11 protein-coding genes are annotated in these 20,004 nt (G+C 44.6%); 3 read left to right on the forward strand and 8 right to left on the reverse strand.

The window, feature by feature from the left end; translation table 11 throughout:
• Positions 1 to 187: 187 nt before the first annotated feature.
• Positions 188 to 1,972 (forward strand): MucBP domain-containing protein, encoded by a 1,785-nt coding sequence (locus tag JUF13_RS13640; RefSeq protein WP_203640126.1) that lies wholly within the window; start codon positions 188 to 190, stop codon positions 1,970 to 1,972.
• A gap of 52 nt (positions 1,973 to 2,024) precedes the next feature.
• On the opposite strand, the gene JUF13_RS13645 is transcribed toward JUF13_RS13640, so the two are convergent.
• The 4 genes from JUF13_RS13645 to pglZ all read right to left on the reverse strand — a co-directional run bounded on the left by JUF13_RS13645 (position 2,025) and on the right by pglZ (position 7,899).
• Positions 2,025 to 3,218 (reverse strand): ROK family protein, encoded by a 1,194-nt coding sequence (locus JUF13_RS13645; RefSeq protein ID WP_203640127.1) that lies wholly within the window; start codon positions 3,216 to 3,218, stop codon positions 2,025 to 2,027.
• 287 nt (positions 3,219 to 3,505) lie between these two features.
• Positions 3,506 to 3,922 (reverse strand): arsenate reductase (thioredoxin), encoded by a 417-nt coding sequence (gene arsC / locus JUF13_RS13650; protein WP_203640128.1) that lies wholly within the window; start codon positions 3,920 to 3,922, stop codon positions 3,506 to 3,508.
• A 76-nt stretch (positions 3,923 to 3,998) separates the two neighbouring features.
• Positions 3,999 to 5,312: a replication-associated recombination protein A gene (locus JUF13_RS13655; protein ID WP_203640129.1), complete on the reverse strand. Its 1,314-nt coding sequence runs from the start codon at positions 5,310 to 5,312 to the stop codon at positions 3,999 to 4,001.
• Between the two features lie 43 nt (positions 5,313 to 5,355).
• Positions 5,356 to 7,899 (reverse strand): BREX-1 system phosphatase PglZ type A, encoded by a 2,544-nt coding sequence (gene pglZ, locus JUF13_RS13660; RefSeq protein ID WP_203640130.1) that lies wholly within the window; start codon positions 7,897 to 7,899, stop codon positions 5,356 to 5,358.
• Positions 7,900 to 8,026: 127 nt separating this feature from the next.
• Between pglZ and pglX (JUF13_RS13665) the strand changes: the two genes are divergently transcribed.
• On the forward strand, positions 8,027 to 10,084 hold the full coding sequence (pglX, locus tag JUF13_RS13665) for a BREX-1 system adenine-specific DNA-methyltransferase PglX (protein ID WP_203640131.1): 2,058 nt from the start codon (positions 8,027 to 8,029) through the stop codon (positions 10,082 to 10,084).
• A 54-nt stretch (positions 10,085 to 10,138) separates the two neighbouring features.
• The gene (locus JUF13_RS13670) at positions 10,139 to 11,227 is read left to right on the forward strand and encodes a site-specific integrase (RefSeq protein WP_203640132.1); all 1,089 of its coding nucleotides are present in this window, start codon (positions 10,139 to 10,141) and stop codon (positions 11,225 to 11,227) included.
• Between the two features lie 55 nt (positions 11,228 to 11,282).
• On the opposite strand, the gene pglX (JUF13_RS13675) is transcribed toward JUF13_RS13670, so the two are convergent.
• From pglX (JUF13_RS13675) to JUF13_RS13690, 4 genes are read right to left on the reverse strand one after another with little or no spacing between them, the layout of a single operon-like run.
• Positions 11,283 to 14,843, reverse strand: coding sequence for a BREX-1 system adenine-specific DNA-methyltransferase PglX (gene pglX, locus JUF13_RS13675; protein ID WP_203640133.1), 3,561 nt, complete (start codon positions 14,841 to 14,843; stop codon positions 11,283 to 11,285).
• 32 nt (positions 14,844 to 14,875) lie between these two features.
• Positions 14,876 to 18,526, reverse strand: a complete 3,651-nt coding sequence (brxC, locus tag JUF13_RS13680; RefSeq protein ID WP_203640134.1) for a BREX system P-loop protein BrxC — start codon at positions 18,524 to 18,526, stop codon at positions 14,876 to 14,878.
• 12 nt (positions 18,527 to 18,538) lie between these two features.
• Positions 18,539 to 19,117: a DUF1788 domain-containing protein gene (locus JUF13_RS13685; RefSeq protein ID WP_203640135.1), complete on the reverse strand. Its 579-nt coding sequence runs from the start codon at positions 19,115 to 19,117 to the stop codon at positions 18,539 to 18,541.
• Position 19,118: 1 nt separating this feature from the next.
• On the reverse strand, positions 19,119 to 19,712 hold the full coding sequence (locus JUF13_RS13690; protein ID WP_203640136.1) for a DUF1819 family protein: 594 nt from the start codon (positions 19,710 to 19,712) through the stop codon (positions 19,119 to 19,121).
• Positions 19,713 to 20,004 lie beyond the last annotated feature (292 nt).

The following is a 20,004-nucleotide window of genomic DNA, read 5'->3' on the forward strand; positions in this document are numbered from 1 at the left end:
GAAAACGTAAAATCCCCATCAAGCACTTGAATCATGTGTTTGATGGGGATTTTGGAGTTTCTGGTGAATAATTCAGGACTACAGTACTTCCGGTGTCACCACTGATTCACTTAATAAAACGCCAGGAGATTCAGAAGCTTCGTCGATTAAGCAAACCGCTCCCAAACGACCACAGCCACGGTTAGTCATGGCTCCAGGCGCACCAATTCCTGCTCCAGCAGCGGCTCCGATTGCCGTAACTGCGCCCATTGCTGAAGATGATGAATCCATTGATGTTTGGATGCCGAATAAGACTTTACAACAGATGGTCTCAAAATCATTAAAGACCAGTATTTCAAGTATCACTAAGGATTCAATGAGTAAGCTAACTTCACTTGCCGTTAGTCATGGTTCACTTAACACTTACGTGAATGGCCTGGATTCATTTGATTTAACAGGATTGGAATACGCAGTTAACTTAAGTTCTCTAGACCTCTCCTATGATCCGATGATGGATTATTTAATGTCCACTTCAGGTGGTCTCATGGGAGACATCACTGATTTATCCCCCCTTCAAAGTCTTACCAAATTAACTAGCCTGAACCTTTCCTATAATCGGATTAAAAGTGTTGCGCCACTTGCTGATTTAACACAATTAACATCACTGCAAATTGACCACAACGCTGTCTCTGACTTTTCTCCTCTGAATGCAACTCAGTTCACGACCCTTAATATGAAATCACAAAGTCTGATTCTTACCGATGACGTTCGAATCATCGATCCTGCCAATCCGGCAATTACAATTCCACTCGACCAAATCGTCAAGTTACCACAAAATTACACGGCAACATTCAGCAAAACCATGGAGAGCGATGACAGCTACACATCCTTACTAACCTTAGTCAATCAAGATCACATGTCTGGTAAAGGACAATTTCATCTCTATAAATCTGGTACAGAACACAAATACTATTCATTTAATGCGGATAACTCTGTAACATTTACGAATATTTCAGAGCAAGTCAGTCCCTACACTCTCTGGTATGCCGACTGGCCTATTTATCAATATCCAAATGCCACACCAATTCAAAATCCTTATGAGTTTTATCTCCGAGCTGATTTAAGTACAAATACAGGCTTGTCATTCAATATTTTCATTCCCTACGACAACCCTAAACAGGCAGCCGATCTCACTGTCCACTACGTTGACATGGCCAGCAACAAGCCCATTCAACCTGACAAAATCATCACGGATAAACTAACTAGTGACACCTACGACCTGACCGCCGAACAAACCAGCGTTAAAGGCTACACCTTCGACCACGCGGATGGCGCGTTGACTGGCAACTTTTCCGCCGACCCACTGACAGTGACCTTGTACTTCACCAAGGATCCGACGAAACCCGTCACGCCCGTCACTCCGCCAGTCGTCACGCCAACTACGCAGACGACCGTGACCGCTCACTACGTTGACCAAAACGGCAAGACCGTTCACGCCGACCAGGTTCTGACCGGCCACGCTGGTGACAGCTACAGTACGACGGCCTTTACGATTCCAGGTTACGACCTCACGACGACACCTGAAAATGCCAGCGGCACATTTGGTGACACCGATACTACCGTGACCTACGTTTACCGCGACCAAACTTCTGGGAACGGCGTTGAAGTCAACATTGACCCCACCTACCCAGTCAAGCCAGCTACACCAGTCCAGCCAGCTACGCCAGTTAAGCAAGAACCAACAACCGGTGACCAGGCCGCAATCATTCACCATCCTGGTAACACTAATCAAAAAGGCGGCGCGGCCGTTCGGGTTCCGGCAACAACTTTGACTACCCAGAATCTGGCAACCCCGGTTAAGTCAGTCGCCGCAAGCTCGGCCAGCAAAACGACACTTCCTCAGACCAGCGAACACCGCGTCACCCCACTGCTGGGCATTGCCCTTCTACTGGGAACATTCCTGGGATTTGGCTTGAAACGCAAACAACATTAAGCGCAACCACAAAAAAACTTGTCCACCACTAGGCTGGGGACAAGTTTTTTATTTACGCTGTTTCATCGGCACTCGGCCGTTCAAAATTCAATTCATAGTGATCCAAGCCTAAGACGCGGTGGGTGATCAGGGAACACCCGCCCAAAACCGTGGCTAAACGGGCATTTTGCGTCAAGTTAATCGGCACATCATTTTTCGCCAACCGTTGGTAAACGCCCCGAATCTGCGTTAACAAATCAGGAATTTCTTCCACTAAAGGTGAGTTCAGGAAGAATGCGTCGGGATCGAGCGACCGCATCAGGTTGTAGATCAACCCGCCAATCGCCGTGGTAAACTGCGTCAACACCGCAATCGTATCCATGTCGTGCTTTTCGTACAGCGCGACGACCCCGGCCCGGTCTAAACTGGCCAAGCCCTTCTTATCCTCGATTTCCTGGATAATGGCGTCTTCGGAACTGATATCTTCGGCGTGGACGGGATGCGGGTTACCCGCGCCATCCTGGGCAATGCTGACCACGGTTTGACCGATTTCACCGGCATCGCCGTGCTCGCCCCGGAAGAGGTCGCGTTTCAAAATAATGCCGGCCCCAATCCCGCGGTGAATGCTGACGGTGACGGTACTGTTGAGGTCTCGGGCACCGTTGAAGTCGCGCTCATAAACGGCAGCCAGGTTGGCTTCGTTTTCCAAGACGACGGGCACTTGGTAAGCGGTCGTGAAGACCTGTTCAAGATCAACGTCTGCCATCTCAATAAATGGTGAGGTCTGGACCTGGTTGTCCATCACGATTCCGTGGATGGAGAAACAGATGCCCAGTAAGCCATGGCTCGTGGTGCTTTCTTGATCCCGGTCGTCCAGGTACTGCTTGATTTGATCCAGCATCTCATGGATGGACTGGCCCTGCGTTTCGATCCGGTCGTACTTCCAGACGTGGCCGTCCAAGAACGTCACCAGCGCGTGCAAGTGGCGGTATCCCAGGTCAAACGTGACCGTGTACCCGTAATCTCGGTTGATTTCCACCAATGTTGGCTTGCGGCCACCCGCGGTCGAGGCCTCACCCAGGCCCAGCTCTCTCAAGTAACCGGCGGCCATCAGGGTGTTGTACAGTGATGAAATCGTGGACTTGTTTAGGCTTAACTGGTGAGAAATCTCGATCCGCGAGGTGGGATGGTTATTAAAAATTTGCTGCAGGACAAAACTTAAATTTTGGTCATGCAGTTGATTTCGATTCATGCTTCGTTGCACCATCTTGTCCCCTCCTCTTGGGTCAGTAAAGGTCATCATGTTGGACCACTGAGAAAACCAACTAACCATGTTCGCCACAAATCCTGGATTAACCGGTTTTGCAAGCGGTAACAATCGCATCATCATGGTTTAGTGAACCAACTAACTTCAGTATCACCTACTCACCGTCAGAATTCAACCATTTTTCAAAATTTTCTAACTGCTCATTGGAAATTCGCCAGTTTCTTTGTTAACTGGCCAAAAGAAGCCGCCAACAGCAGGCTGTCAGCGGCTTCGGTTCACTTGTTAAATTAGGACAGTTCTTGAATCAACGCGGACACGCGGTCCTTGATCTCATCGCGAACCTGGCGGAAGACGACCAACTGGGCGGCCTCATCCCCGGTTGCTTGCGCGGGGTCACGCAACGGCCAGTGGCGGCGTTCCACAGTTGGTGGCGTCATCGGGCATTTGTCACGGGCATCTCCACACAGCGTGACCACCACGTCACTGCTGTTCAGGTAGGCGGTATCGATTAGCTTCGACGTGTGCTGCGAAATGTCGATACCGATTTCAGCCATGGCCTTCACGGCTAGTGGATTGAGCCCGTGCGTTTCGACACCAGCACTGGCAATCGTCCAATCAGTGGGCGCTAACGCCTGGGCAAAGCCTTCCGCCATTTGGCTCCGGCAGCTGTTTCCGGTACAGAGAAAATAGAGTTGTTGGGACATGGTGACCCCTCCTTGGCAGGTTATTTTCTCCAGTATAATCGAAAGCTTGGCGGTTTACGACTATTGCTTAAATTTTCTATTGATGTTCCTGATGCCACTGCTTAATGTAGGCCAGCCGTTGCTTAAAGCGACCCTCACGTCCCTGTTCAGTGGGTTCGTAATACACGTGACCCTGCAGGTCGTCCGGCATCGTCTGCATGTTGGTCAGCTTAGCTTCGGTATCGTGGGCGTACTGATAATCCTTGCCGTAATCCAAATCCTTCATTAACTTGGTCGGCGCATTGCGAATCTGGAGTGGCACTGGCTCGTCGCGGGTTTCCTTGACGTCCTTCTTCGCGGCTTGCCGGGCCTTGTAAATGGCATTGGACTTGGGCGCCAGCGACAGGTAGGTCACAGCCTCGGTCAGGTGAACGTCACACTCCGGCATCCCCAGAAACTGGCAGGCTTGAAAAACGTTGATGGTCACGTTGAGCGCGTTGGTATCGGCCAAGCCAATGTCTTCACTGGCAAAGCGGACCAGTCGGCGAGCGATGTACAACGGGTCCTCGCCACCCTCTAGCATCCGCGACAACCAGTAGATGGCCGCGTCCACGTCGGAGTTACGCATCGACTTGTGTAGCGCGGAAATAATATTGTAGTGTTCCTCGCCGGTCTTGTCATAGAGTACAAACTTCTGGCTGATTAATTGTTTCAGGTCGTCCATGGTCACGGTGATCTGGTCGCCCTGTTTGTCGCCATTCAATACCGCCATCTCTAGCGTATTTAAGGCATTCCGCGCATCTCCGTTGGCAAGCTCTGCAATGGCCCGTAGCTCATCCGACCCTATCTTGACGTCTGCCTTGAAACCATCGGGGTTCTGCAGGGCATTAGTCAACAGTTGTGTGATATCACTGGTCTCTAATGCCTTGAGCACGAAGACCTTACACCGCGACAACAGGGCTGAGTTCACTTCAAACGAAGGATTTTCGGTCGTGGCCCCAATCAGGATGATGCTTCCCCGCTCCACGTAAGGCAGAAACGCATCCTGTTGCGCCTTGTTAAACCGGTGAATTTCGTCAACGAAGACGATGGTCTCCTCACCGATTTCACGGTCACTTTCGGCCTGGTGCATGATTTTTTTAATCTTGCTAATGCTACTATCGACGGCACTGAAGCTCAGAAATTTGGCCTTGGTCTGACGGGCAATAATTTCGGCCAGCGTAGTCTTGCCCACACCCGGCGGTCCCCAGAAGATCATCGACGAGACTTGGTCATTTTCAATCAGTTCCCGCAGAATCTTCCCGGTGCCCAGCAGGTGCGTCTGACCGACAAACTGGTCCAGCGTCCGTGGCCGCACCCGACTGGCCAACGGCGACTTCTGTTGGCTGGCAAATAACGACTCTTGTTCCACGTGAAACACCACCCTTTTAGGTCTATGATACCGCTAACTCAATTTAAAAATTAAAATCATTCAAATCGGCAATGTCCATAGAAAATGGAATTTTTGTCTTCTCATGGCTCCCCATATTTTCGATAACTAACGAATATGTCTTCGTTTTATCATAGGTTCGATCAGCTAAAACCAGTTGGACACTCTTCATGCGATCCTTCACTGACTCTGAACGACTATTGGCATTAATTGTCTGTTGTCCAGAAATCTGTTGCCCTTGGTCATTGACAAAGTACAACGTAAATTCAGCGGGAATGACGGTCGCACTGATTGGCTGTGCCTGTCGCAAGACTAACGGTACAGTCAACGCGGTAATTTGTCGATTCATACTGAAGAGTTCCAGCTCAACATCCTGTGCGGCGGAACGGTTAGAGGTTGTTTTCACTTCAAGCAGTGGCACAACCATTTCCTGCAGTGAGGATCCGCCATGAACATAATTAAATGAGCCAACCGACTTAAAAACGTTTGCCGTCTTCGGATAGTACACGTAACGCTGATCATCGTTTGCTAAAATATCACTTAACTTCTGACGGCCAACCCCTGGTAGCTCAAACGCACGCGGCGTCACCAAGTAACGTTGGGACTTGATTTCATCGTCGTTCGTGGCCACCTCAATCTTGTCAGTTGGCTTCAATTGGTCATTGCGATAAATGTAGCCATGGTCCGCGGTCACATAGATATGACTGATTCCCTGCGTTCGCAGTCGTGTAATTAGCTGTTGAATTTCAGTAATGGCCTCTTCGGTCGCTTTAAAAACATCATCCTCGGTCTTCTTATTATCACCAATCGCGTCAACCTGATTGTGGTAAATATAGACGACCTCTTGCCCAACAAATTTCGCCCGAATGTCCTTGGAGGTCGCTCCCTTAAGCTCATCTAAACTATAGGCCGCACTCTTTGAATTTTGGTTCTGAAGGATAGTCTGACGTTGTTGCCGATTGGTCGTTGACTGGCCATCCACTAGCAATTCTTTATTCTGGAGCTCTAGTTGACGATTAGGCAATAGCATGGGCATCCCCATATACGTCACTGATGGTAATCCTGTGACTAGGTAGTTCATTGCCAAAGCGGTCACTTGGTCTTCTCGACCCAAGCGCTTCTCTAATTCCTTAGCGGCTTCAAAACGAAAGGCATCTGAAATAATGACGGCAATCCGATTCTTTTCTGGCGCAATATAAAATCGATAGAAATTTCTCTGCAAATGTTGTGGTTTGATTTCTCTGACGTCGAACTGCTCGTTCCAGGCATAGATTGATTTGTCCAAATAATTATTCACATAGATAGATTCAATCAATTGCTTCGTCTTAGCAAACGCCTCAGGCAGCCCCGCCTGTTGATAGTAGTACGTAAATTTACGATAATCTGTGTCCATTCGGTAGTCCTTAGCCACATAGTCATCTAACAACTGTTGTAGCCCGTTCGCTGGCTCTTGATGACCCTTGCGCACAATATTCCAAGCACGCCGAAGCATCCGATAAAGCCGAGAGAAACGCGGCTGACTCCCATAGTGTGTGTTCAAGCGCTGACGCGTCACAGCAGCCATGTCTAAATCATTCAGCCGGCTATCCAAATCTTCTAGCTGCAATCTCTCCTGAATCCACAGTAAAATCAGCTGGTCAAATCTGGGAAACATATCCGACTTCGCTAAATCATCAACTTTTGCGTTCTTAAAGATTCGGTCACCGTTGATTTTTTGCCAAACCAAATCTGCAATACTATCAAAGCTATCCTCACCTTGGCTTACACTGACTCCATTTGAGATACCCCGATTACCAAACTGCTGCACAAATGTCTGAACGTTGGCAGCATGGTCGCTGAGATCGTATTGCTTGAGACTGACCGGAACCGGCTTTTCCATCTGCTGGTAAGTCATGGTCAGATAAAGGTCTGCCATTAAATCCTCTAGCTGAGGTGTTTCTGAAACATACCCAAAGCGAGTCGCAATTTCCTGCCAAAAGGCTTGGGTCACCCCAAAACGAGAAAACTCGGCCAGCACTGGATTATCTTGAATGCCTTTAACCAACAACTCTTGTAAGAGATCAAAGAAATCAACAATTGGTTGATTCAAAGGCACTAACGAGGCCATAATAGCTAACTCTGGCTTTGTGGAATAGCTGGCAACGTCATATCGCGAAAAGACTTTGCGCCGGCGACCGTTAGCAAAGAAACTAGTGTATTGCTTAATAAACGGTCGTAAGCTTTCCGGTAATCCTAAATCTTTACGCAAAATTTCTTTGGAATCCGCCGTAAAGGTTCCTGAGTACAAGACAATGCTTCGCAGGTGATCCTCTTCCAGTGCCGGCTCTGCCTGTGGTGAATAGACCAATGCTTTATTTTGATATGGCATTGTTAATAAATGTTGCTTCGTTTCTAGTTGATGTCCCGGTTCCATTACAACAACCTCAGCAATTCCGGCCAGTGCCGTTTGAATTTCCGAAATACTGTCTACAAAATCACCATTGTCGTCGTACCAGAAAACAAATTGGTTTTGCGCAGTGAATCGCTGCTTAAGCGTTGTAATAATTTGATTAATGTCCACGTCTGCCACGGTGGTTACTCCCTCTTCATTACGTTTTATGATATAGCCTAATCATAACGTAAACCGGTTAAGACTGCAGTAGAATTTGTGAAATTTATTGTTCACTCCAAACTATCACGATGGTGTCATTCAGCATTTGATCACCGACGTTAGTGCCGATGATTTTAATGTGGCTGTTGGTGGACAGGTGGAGATTATTGGGTGGCTGTATCAGTACTATAATACGGAACCCAAGGACCAGGCCTTTAAGAAGAAAAAATATCTTGAATCAGATATCCCTGCGGTGACGCAGCTGTTCACACCTGACTGGATTGTTAAGTACATGGTTGAAAACTCTTTAGGGCGATACTGGATTGATGTTTTACAGGCCAAGGGTGACCGACGTTCTGACAAAGAAATTGCTAACGACTTTGAATGGCACTATTTTATGCCTGCTGCACAACAGACTGATCAAGTAACTGTGCAATCTAATGGTGTGTCGTTGGCAGACGAGCAGATTGAACAGGTTACTCTTATCGATGCTGCAATGGGATCCGGCCACATTCTAATCTACGCTTTTGAAATTTTCATGCAGATTTATGAGCGTGAGGGTTACTCACGCAGAGATGCCGCAAAATCTATTATTCAAAACAATTTATATGGTTTAGATATTGATACCCGGGCATTTCAGCTAGCCTATTTTTCGTTGATGATGAAGGCACGGGAGACAAACCGACGCTTCTTAACACTTCATATCCGTCCACAAGTGTTTGATATTCCCGAGACAGGAATTCTTACCAGTTCGGATTTTCAGGAACTGTTAAAAAACGAGGATGAGGCTAAAAGTCTGGACTATCTGCTTGATAAGTTTCGTTATGGTAACGAGTACGGGTCATTAATTCAGTTTGAAAAACCTGTTGATTGGTTGCTAATTGATCGTTTAGTGAATGCCGATATCCCAGCTGGTCAACTATCCTTAAACACGATTTTACTGGCCGAGAACCAAGCCAAGTTAAGCGAAATCGCTGCGGTAGGAAAAGTCCTGAGTAAGAAATTTACTGTGGGCGCAATGAATCCACCTTATATGGGCTCAGGAAAAATGGATGCGAACTTAGGGAAATATGTCAAACGTCATTTTCCAAATAGCAAGTCCGATTTATTTGCTGTCTTTATGGAAAGATTACGAGCAATGACCTGCACCGATGGCTATTACGCCATGATTACGCAGCACGCTTGGATGTTTCTCTCTAGCTTTGAAAAATTACGAGAGGTTTTGAAGGAAGATACCCTCATTAACATGGCCCACCTGGGGACTCGAGCTTTTGAAGAAATTGGTGGTGAAGTTGTGCAATCCACTACTTTCGTATTCAAGGTGCATAGCGTGCCAAACTACATCGGGACCTATGAACGGTTAGTTAATTTCGATTCGCAGCAGAAGAAGCAAGAGGCATACTTAAGGGCTGTTAAAGACAATCAAGTTGACTATCTTTATCGAACTAACCAAGCGAACTTTGCTAAGATTCCGGGGATGCCGATTGCTTACTGGGCTAGTGATAATTTATTTAGATTGTTTAACAATGATGTTGAACTATCATCAAAATTCAGAGGAAAAGAAGGATTGGGAACTGGAGATAATGCCCGATTCTTGAGACAGTGGTTTGAACTCTCTGAAATGCAGAAGGGCTGGTATCCCTATCAAAAAGGTGGTTCTTATCGAAAATGGTACGGTAATAATGAGTATTATGTAAATTGGAAGAATAACGGTTTGGAAATGAAAAGCTTACCTAAATCCAACATTAGAAATATGGAGTACCAAAATCGTACAGGAATTACATGGTCAGCAATTTCATCAGGGAAACCCTCATTTAGATATTCTGTTCAGAATTTCTTTTTTGATTCAAAGGGTCCAATGATGTTCGGGTTAGATGCATATCCCTTTCAACTGGTTTTAGGATTATTGAACTCTAAAGTAGCGGAATTCATCTTATCGTTTTTATCCCCAACTTTAGATTATCGGTTAGGTCAAATTCAGAAGATACCTTTGCTTCCGGTTAAAGAATCAGCAATGAGCGTTAGTAAGTTGGTTGATTCATCAATAGAATATTCAAAGAATGACTGGGATTCTTTTGAAACCTCCTGGGACTTCACTCACCATCCACTCCTCTCTCACATCGCTGACGACAACCTATCACACTGTCGTTCTCCCGTTGGCTAATAAGCTTAATTGTGACAAACTTGTGCCAACAAAAGATTTATGGAGGAAAAATATATGGTTAGTTATCGAAAACGCGGCAACGCTTGGCAATATGAAATTTCCTATAAGGACCACGACGGCAAATACAAAAAGCTTCGTAAATCCGGATTTCTACTCAAATCCGAGGCCATCCTGGCTGCTAGCAAAGTGCAGACTGAGCATCCCAATTTAATAACCGTGAAATCTGGCAGTGAATCTCTAGTGTCCTACTATCAGCGTTGGATCAAAGTTTATAAGCAAAATGCTGTTACCCCCATCACCTATAATAAGTATGAAAATACGGCTAAACATGCTATTGAACTCTTCGGCAATCTTAAGCTAAAGGACCTGACCAAATTAGTGTACCAAGAACGACTGAACAAATTCGCTGAGACTCATGCCCGGCGAACTGTCTCCTGCTTCCACAAACAGCTTCGCGCCTGCATTCTTGAAGCATTGGACGAGAAGATTATCACTTCTGACCCCACTCGTAAGGCTGTTATCACTGGTCATGAGCGGCCTAAAGTTGCTAAGACATTAAATTATGCGGACTGGGCAACCTTACTGGCTAACCTAGATACCTCTCAAATTGGTGAAATGATTATCTACTTAGCGGCTGTGACCGGCATGCGCTACGGTGAAATCGTTGGCCTAACGATGAATGACATCGACTTAGATAATCATCTCATCAAAGTGAATAAGGCTTGGGATTACAAGTACAAGACTGGATTCATGAAGACCAAAACCCACTCTTCAATTCGTGAAATAACGATTGACCACCAAACCGTCCAGCGATTATCAGACTTTGAAAAAAGTCATTCACTAAGTCCACATCAACCAATCTTTATGACTGCTAACGGGCACATCTTCGTTAGTGCTGAAATTAATCGACTGTTAACTGATAAACTTACGGCGCTTAAAATCCCTAGAATTACTTTCCATGGATTACGTCACACCCACGCCTCAATCCTTCTGTATAAGGGCGTTAGCGTTCTCTCGGTCTCGCGAAGATTAGGCCACAGCAATATTACGACAACCCAATCCACCTATTTACACATCATTAAAGAGCTTGAATCTCAAGACCAGGATAAGATTATTTCTATCTTGGAAAATAGGATAAAATAGTTGGCACATAACTTGGCACAAAGAGGGCCTCTCAGCGTTGAGAGGCCCTCTTTGCTTATTTCAATTTGGACAAGATTGCATTGCCATCTTGTAGCTTGTCATAATTCACGACAACACCATCATCGAGGTCAAGTTCAATCTTTTGGTTCGCAATATGTTGAATCAATGGATCATATTTTCGAATCTCACTTACCTGTTGTTCCAGATGCTTGAGATTCTTTTCGTACCGTTTCTTCTGGCTTGCCACTGCTTCGTTGTTAGCTAATTGCGTCAACTGATCAATTCGTGCTTCATATTGACCTTGCAGTGGATGGAGGTAATTCGTTCGTACCATGGCTAACTCATTGGATTCATACCGATGTAAGTACATCAGTGCCTTAAATCCATTGTGTCGTCCGCTAGTGAATTCCCAATAAATTGGCCGTTTCTGATAGATTTTTTTATGATCTTTAAAGAAGTCCTCCACAAAATATCGTCTAATTGCCATCTCGTCAGAATCAGCCTTCTTTCCAACCACAGATGCGATATAACTTAGGTTTTCATCAACGGACTCTGCACCAAAAGTAACTGTTAAGAAGCTTCGTAATCGGTTAATAATATCCCGTGAGTCGCCGAAATAATCTGCATCATTCAGCAACAACAAGTTATCCTCATTTGGCACAAAGGACTGGTATTTAGATTTATCCCATTCGCCACCGGCAAAGGCCAAACCTTCAACATCCAAAGAATAACGTCCAAAAACAACTCCCACAAAGTACGAGAGAAATGATTTAATATCACGTACCTCATCCGCTAAGCGTACAGACACATCTTTATCCGCAACCTCTGGCGTCAATTCATCGTTTAGACCGTACAGATCAATAAAAATTCTGTTTAGTTCTTCTTCATTGGACTTCAATTGATCGAAGCGTTCTTGTGCTTCATTCCGCCACAAACTAAAAGCGCTTTTCAGCTTGCCATCAACTTCATTTCGCTTGTCGTCAGCGATGTGAGATAGCAGTGGATGACGGGTAAAGTCCCAGGAAGTTTCAAAGGAATCCCAGTCCCATCTTGAATTATTTGTATTTTGATTCACTAAATTGTCAATTGAATTATGGTTGGCACTATCTGTCACATTTAACGGTATTTTAGCAATATTTCCAGATTCGAAATTAAGTGTCTGAGAAATTACTTGAAGTAGATACTGTGTGATTGTTGAGTTAAGTAATCCTAAAACAAAGTTCAACTTATCATTTTCTACAAAACCTTTATGCCCTCCGGATCCAAAAAGATGTCCGAATGAAGTCTTTCTCGCAGAAAAGTTCCCAGATGTCAGAGCTGACCAGGTAAAGCCGGGTCTAAAGATAAGATCAAGATTGTAATTATGTGACCTAACCTTGCCATTACCATCAGTAAAACTCCTAATCTCTTTCCCATCGTTTCCCCAATCTACAACGTAGCTATTATTTCCATACCATTTGCGAAATTCGCCACCTTTATCATAGGGAAACCATTTTCTTTGGGTGAGCTGGGCTAAAGAACGTGATTTGGAATGATAACTAATATTTGTTTGATCCACTTCATACCATTTTCGTATAAACTTATCGTTACTTGCGGTTGCCATGCCCACTCGGGTCTTCCCTACGCTACCTAAACTAACATTTGAAAAAGATCTTAGCACTTTAGCACTAGCCCAGTAAGCAATCGGCATCCCAGGAATCTTAGCAAAGTTCGCTTGGTTAGTTCGATAAAGGTAATCAATATCCGGATTGGCGATAGCCTCTAAAACCCGGTCTTTTTGGACATCCATGCCACCTTTGAAGGCTGATAGCTTGAGGTAAGTACCGAGTTCTTCGGTCTGAACGTTCTTTAAAACAAACGTATTAATTGGCACAGTCGCCTCTTCAAAGGCTGAATACTCCATTTGAATCAGGCTATCGATTTTCTTGTTTTCAACTAAATACTTTCGCAACTTCTCATAAGTTTTGATGAACATCCAAACAAATGGGGTCATGAAGGCTGAGTAACCGCCACGCTTTGTGAGATTGCTATTATTGAAGATGAAAATTGCAAATAGATCGCCAGAATAGTCTGCGTAATATTTCTTAACGTATTTTTTCAACGCTGAATCCATCTTATTCATGTACGGCGGATTGGTCACTACAACGTTGTAGTAATCACAGAGCACTTCAGCTATCTTTAGCACACGCCGTAGCTTCTCCTGCATGGCTTGAAAGCCAAAGATATCCAAGTCATCCACTTGGACTGTCTCAACGGCATGACGTAATTCAGCAAAATCATACTTTTTCTGGCCGTCAAAATGGATAATTGAGCCCAATTCGCGAGCATTACTGAAACGGCCAACAATATCACCTAAGTCATCACGAGAGGCTGCTGGAACCTGTGCCATGAACTCCTCAGAGATGTCATCTGTGTCTTCGAAGACAAAAACATTAGGTTCGACATTGCCGGTACGCAAAGCGCGTCGATTAAATTGTCTGGCCTTCATCATCAGTGCAAAATAGGCCAATTGGTAGGCCCGCTTGTCGATTTCTAACCCAAATAAGTTCTTTTGAAGGATAAGTGTTGCAGCGTCGCGGGAAGAATATCCCTGTTCAGAGTAAATCTGCATTAAAACGTCAAACGCATAAACTAGGATATGGCCAGAACCCATCGCATTATCGATGATTTTAAGATCCTCAACGGAGTCACTGTCACCAATTAATTCAAGTTTACTTGGCAGTAAAAAGGCCAAGTGATCCTTTAAATTACTGTCTGGGTGCCGCTCCAACCAGTATTTGCCGAGGGAGTTGTCAACCATGTACTTAACGACCCAGTCAGTGGTAAATAATTGTGTTACAGCTGGAATATCAGCCTTTTTGACTGGACCACCAGTGATATTTACCACCTGGTCGTGGGGTTCCGTATTATAGTACTGATACAGCCACCCAATAATCTCCACCTGCCCACCAACAGCTACGTTAAAATCATCGGCACTAACGTCGGTGATCAAATGCTGAATGACGCCATCGTGATAGTTTGGAGTGAACAATAACTCGGCATAATCATTGGTTGTTTCGAACAGATACGGGAGATTCTTGTTCAAAGCATTAGCCTGTTTAATGAACAACATCTGATACTCTGCATCTAAATCAGTCGGCTGTTCCGTATCTAACGCCCGATTAATTAAATCCTGTTCCGCCGGTGAGAAGCCGCCCAGGTCATCCGCTACATCTAGCGCATGGACCATAATATCCGGTTCATTCCGGTTTTCTGTACTCGATAAAACACGTGTCCGACTAGGTAAGTAGTCATTCACTTCCATAAAACGAATCGCAATAATTCGGTTGAACCAAGTGTAGGCAACTTCTTCTACTAAATCATGAAAGGCAGTTGCCAAATCATTCTTCTGAGCCCGTTGATTTAACTCTGCAACTAGCTTTTGCCGCTTCTCAATGTCTTTACCTGTAATCCCATTCAATTCGTCCTTGTAATATTCAATTTCAGGCGTCGATATTGCCAGTTTAGGTGCTATGCCCTTCTCGGAAATTCCCAAGGAAGCAGCCTTTAGCTTAATACTTTCAATGAGCGAACGGCGTGCATCAACCGCAAACTTTTTAATTGCTGTTTTGTCCATAGTCTCTTCCTTCACTCTGTCTGGATGCTTATTTACAGTTCAAATTTAATCGTCGTATTTTCTTTCAGTTGCTGTTGAAGTGCCTCTTTCAGCTTTTCAATCTGAACATCAATGTCTGCTGGACTATTCAAGTTCCAAGATTGATTAATGCCTAAGGCCCTCACACTAACTGTCTTTGGCTCCTTAACACTCGGTTTAGGGCCACCCTTAGAAGAATCAGGGCTATTTCCATCCGTTCCACTGGGCTCATCAACACTTGTTTCATCATTACCCTTGTCTGGAACCGGTGGCGTCACAACCGCTCGTTCTTTCAATAGCTGATCCATCTTGCCAACCAACCGGACCCGAACTGAGGTTGCTTGTTGTGGAATAATAAACAGATCATTCAAAGTTTTAGCATCACGTGCGTCTTCTAACAGGCTCAAAAATTCCTGACGAATCCGGTCACCAAACTCCGTAGTCAACTGCTTATCCTCACAGTAGGTTTCCGCCGCTGCCTGTTCGTTTTGAATATCTTGTTGTGCCCGGCCTAAACCAGCATCAAATTCCGCACTAAATGCATCACGGAAGCTCTGAACTAGATCTTTAAGCTCTTTGATTTTCCCTTGTGGTCGCTTCTTCATCAGGGAATCAATCTGACCGATTAGTTCCTTAACTGCGGAACCGGTGACAAATTTCTGAGAACGATCATACACAACTTGCTGGGTGTGCCCAGATTCCCAGATTTCTTGCTGCGTTTCACTCTGATAGAATTCGTTGATGCCGCCTTCATCCATATCATCATGCCAGTCCAGCAAATCATCACGCTTTTGGCTCACCAAGTCATAGAACCGGTCCGTATCCTTTTGTGCCAACAACTGTGTCATCAGGTCACGCCCGGTTCGCAGAACATCTTGTCCAGGATAGTAGTTAGGCTTGCGCAAGTAAATATCCAGCGCCTTACGTGCATTCTCCATGCTATCCTGTAGCTCACGCATCAACGTGTCATCCTCATTATCACTGAACGTTTGCTTGTTAAAGAGCTCAAGGGCGACGTCGCGTAAGTCCTTCTTCTTACCCTCACTAACGGCCTGTCGCGGTTCTAACTGAACGGCATCCAGGTACTGCCGCTTCAGGAAATACTTAGCCATTTCGTTAGCGGATAGTCCCGCTTGTAAGCTTAATGCCTCACCATTCACATAAACTTTTAGCTTAGCATCAGCGAAAAGTTTTGCGACTAACCATTTCGTATCAATTTCACGATACCCGTACGGAATCTTGTTGAAACGTTCTAACATTGATTTGAACGAAATTTTATTATGCCCAGCATACTCGCGATTAATGCGCTCTAAGACCGCTTGCAATGCCCGTTCGTTTTCGGTTGTCTTAACCAATTCATTGGTGTCTTTGAACAGGGCCACAACATCATTCTCTTCTTTAACGACGTCGATATAACTCAAATTACGATAAATTTCGTCAATCAACTGTTCCTCGGCCTGATCCAAACTAGTAAAGAAATCCTTCTTACCAGCATCAATCCGGTCACCCTGAACGTAGATATTAGCCTGTTGTAATACCTCTTTTAATTCCTTAGCAACTCTATCATTTAAAGCATTCAATTCCGTTCTCTTTACATCAATGATTCGCTGAGAACGGGCATCTTGTGCCTGTTCCTGTGGATTGAAAATAAAGCTTTGAATTCGCAGGACCTGTTGCTGATCATCCACGTATTGGGAATCCCCTGGCAAATCAATAATAATTTGCGGCTGTTCTGGTGAGGCGGATTGCCGACGTAACTCGCTGTCGTCTCGGTTATCATCGTTAATTGCCGTCACAATCTTCAGGTTAATATCCTGATTAGTTTGACCAACCGGCCGATCATCCACCCACTGATTAAAGACAAACGTGTACTGCTTCTTTAACTTGGGATACGTGTACCGCCGTGAAATTGCTTCCGTACTAAAGAGGTAATTCCCAATCGCTTGCGAAATTGCGCCAGAGTCCACCGCTTGCCGCTGAATTTGCTTACTAATATCCTGTTCAGCGTCCGTTAAGAACTCATACCCCTTACTAGTCTTCTCAACAATGTTCTGCTCTTGTAAAACCTGTAAGGCCTGTTTAACTTTGGCCTCTAATTCAATTCGATCCGTATCAATTGAATCAATCATCAAAGTGACTAAGTTATTCAATGTCCCCTCAAAATCCTGGACGTATTTAATCATAAACAACGTTTCCAATACTTGAACCGCAAACGGATTATCTTCACCACTGGGGTTAATCAATTCGTTGTTCTGGGCCCGTTGAATCACAATCATATGGGTGTGATCCAAAAAGTGACTTAGACCTTGGAAGAAGATACTAAACGGCACTAATGCCCGGGTATCTTCCCCCTCTAGGCGACGGGCAGACTCCTGGAATACCGCTAACATTGACCGTTCACCGTTGGCTAAATGTTTTCCGTCGGACCCGTTTTCTCGAATCGCTGTCAGTGTATCTTGGAGTAAGACTACTTGATAAGGGACGAACGGATAGATGTCTGCAAACATTTTCGCATTGTCATATCGTTTTCGCTCTTCTTTGCCATCAAAACTAATTAAGTTATTGATCACGTGCTGATTCTCATCGAATGTGGTTTCCAATAGCTGTTCACTAGCCTCGGTCTTGGCCAACAACCGCTTTTGAATGACCTCGTCAACGTTAGCAGAAGACATGGCAATTCGGGTATTGAAGCGCCCCTGAATCTTAGAAAAATCCTGGCCGTTAATATTCTTAGTCACCTGGTCAATTGCTTGCTGACTGGTCACAATGACCCAAGCCTTGCCGTGTGTATAGGTCCCCAGATCTTCGACAATACTCTGCAGATTCAACATCCGCTGCTGACTAGACCCAATGTATTGTCCCACTTCATCAACCAAGAAAACCATATGGTAGTTTTCGCCTTGACTTTCAATGTGCTGATTAACTAACTTGGCAAAGCTCTCCACACTGATGGGATAATCCTTTTTTAGTTGATCAACAAAACCACTAGCATCCGCTTCCGACATGAAATCGATTGCCACCAGTGCATCTTGAATCGTTCCTTTCAAGAAAGCGTAGGCGTTTCGGGCATCGAGCCAATCACGATGTTGTCGGTCTAACTCTTTGAACTTCGCCTGAAATTCAGCATACTTTCCTTGGGCAATCAAATCACGTTCCAAATCGGCAATCCAAAAATCCGCGCCAAACAAGCCAAGTTGTTCGTTAAAGACTTGCAGGAAAACGTTGAGAATGGCATCTTTCTGGGACTTATTTCCATTTTTAGCCTTAGAATCAATGTTAAATAACATAACCTCATTTGGAACTGACGCTGCCAACTTCATGTTGGCTAATGTTCCTTGGTCATGCACCTTAGCATCATCCACAAAGTAATCCAATGCTGACTTGCCAGCAACTTCCCGATTTTCTAACAGGTAAGCTAAGATTTTCAAGAAATGAGATTTCCCGGAACCAAAGAACCCGGAAATCCAGACACCCATGTTAGTCGTATCATGCTGAATTCCCTCTGCGTACGCCGCAAAGAAATCTTTAAAGTGCCCATCAAGTTCTTTGGTCACGACGTACTCTTCAAGTTCTTGCTTAACGTTGGCATCTTGTTCATCACCAATCGTGATAACGCCTTTAATATCACGATCAATTGATTTGGCAAAAATATCTTTTATCTTCATGCTTGATCTCCCCTAGTTGATTTGAAATGCTCGGTAGTAGTTGTCCTCTTTGGACTCCCCAAACATACTGAGACTTAGGCTGTCATAGGTTCCTGGATAGAAAAAGACTACCGGAACATCCGTGATGATTTGATGCATCGTATTCAAAACTTTATGTGCCCGAATCAATGGGAAGATTTCTCCAATTCCCGTAACAAACACAATGACGGGCTCCTCAGGCAAATGCTGCTGCATGTACTGTACGAATAGGTTGTCAGAACTGGTCATCTCTAATGCATTGTTTAGCTGCTCTATCAGATAATCAATCCCGTCATTAGCCTCCATCTCCAGAGCATCCTCTTTAATCCCCATGTCATCCAATAACTGCCACATGATTTGGTACAGATTAAATTCTACAATATCCATGCCAACAGTTTCACGATTCAACTGCTGCCGCATATTACTGACCTCTTCCGTCACCAGCGGCTGGTCCTGGGCATCAAACGCCAAAATGTAATATGACACTTCATTCGACAGTCCTCGGCTCTGTTGGAAATCCGGATCGGCTACCTTTTCTCGTAAGTGTTTGAGTTTTTCCATTGTCTTTGTCATGTTATCTCCCTAAAAATGCCGCCAATTGGCGGGTCAATCCCTTAGTATGTAATAACGCTTCTAATCTCATATCCAGCAATGGCCGCTTTACCTGGTCATAGTCGCTTTGTTCTTCAAGCAACCCGGCCTCACGTAAAAACGACTTGTACGTGCTAGCCAGTCGGCGAACCGTTTGTTCTGTCCAAGCTGCCACCTTAGGATTTTCAATCTGTTTTTGATTAAAGAATGCTTCAATTTCGTAACTGTACAGCTTTGCATCCCCTAAAATCAATTCACTACGATAAACTTCATATAAAAAATCATCAAATAGTGGATCCAACTGTAGGCTGGTCGATAGATTAATCAACTTTTGATTGGCTAAATCCAGCGACGGAAATAGGTCGAAATAATCGACATCCAGTACATTTACGCGTCGCTTTAATGTCTGCACCATTCTAAGTGCTCGTGCAGTCGACTGTTGCTGAAAATAGTTCTCCTCAATTGCTAAAAACCGAATATCAGCATCACTATTCCCCTGTTCACGCAAATCTAGGTACTGAGAGAATTCAGTAAACCAAAATGAATGTGAGACCATTGACGCACTGTATTGTGCCATCAGCTATTTCCTCCTATCATCACAATTTTTACTGAAATTTCTTTCCTAATTATATAAGAATAACCTGTTCGAAGCGACACTTCAGAGGAATTAATGAACATTACAGCTGATTTTAGTTAAAAAATTAGGTGTTATAAGCAAATTGTTAATAAAACGACTTCATTCTCTAAAATAACCTGTCCCCATATTAACGGCTCTCCAAATATCTGTCACTTAAAACAAAAATACTAAGCTTAGAGGCATAAGAGTTATCCGACGGGATGCTCTTATGCCTCTATTACTTTATAGTGGT

The sequence above is a fragment of the Levilactobacillus wangkuiensis genome (assembly GCF_016861605.1).
Taxonomy (GTDB): Bacteria; Bacillota; Bacilli; order Lactobacillales; family Lactobacillaceae; genus Levilactobacillus; species Levilactobacillus wangkuiensis.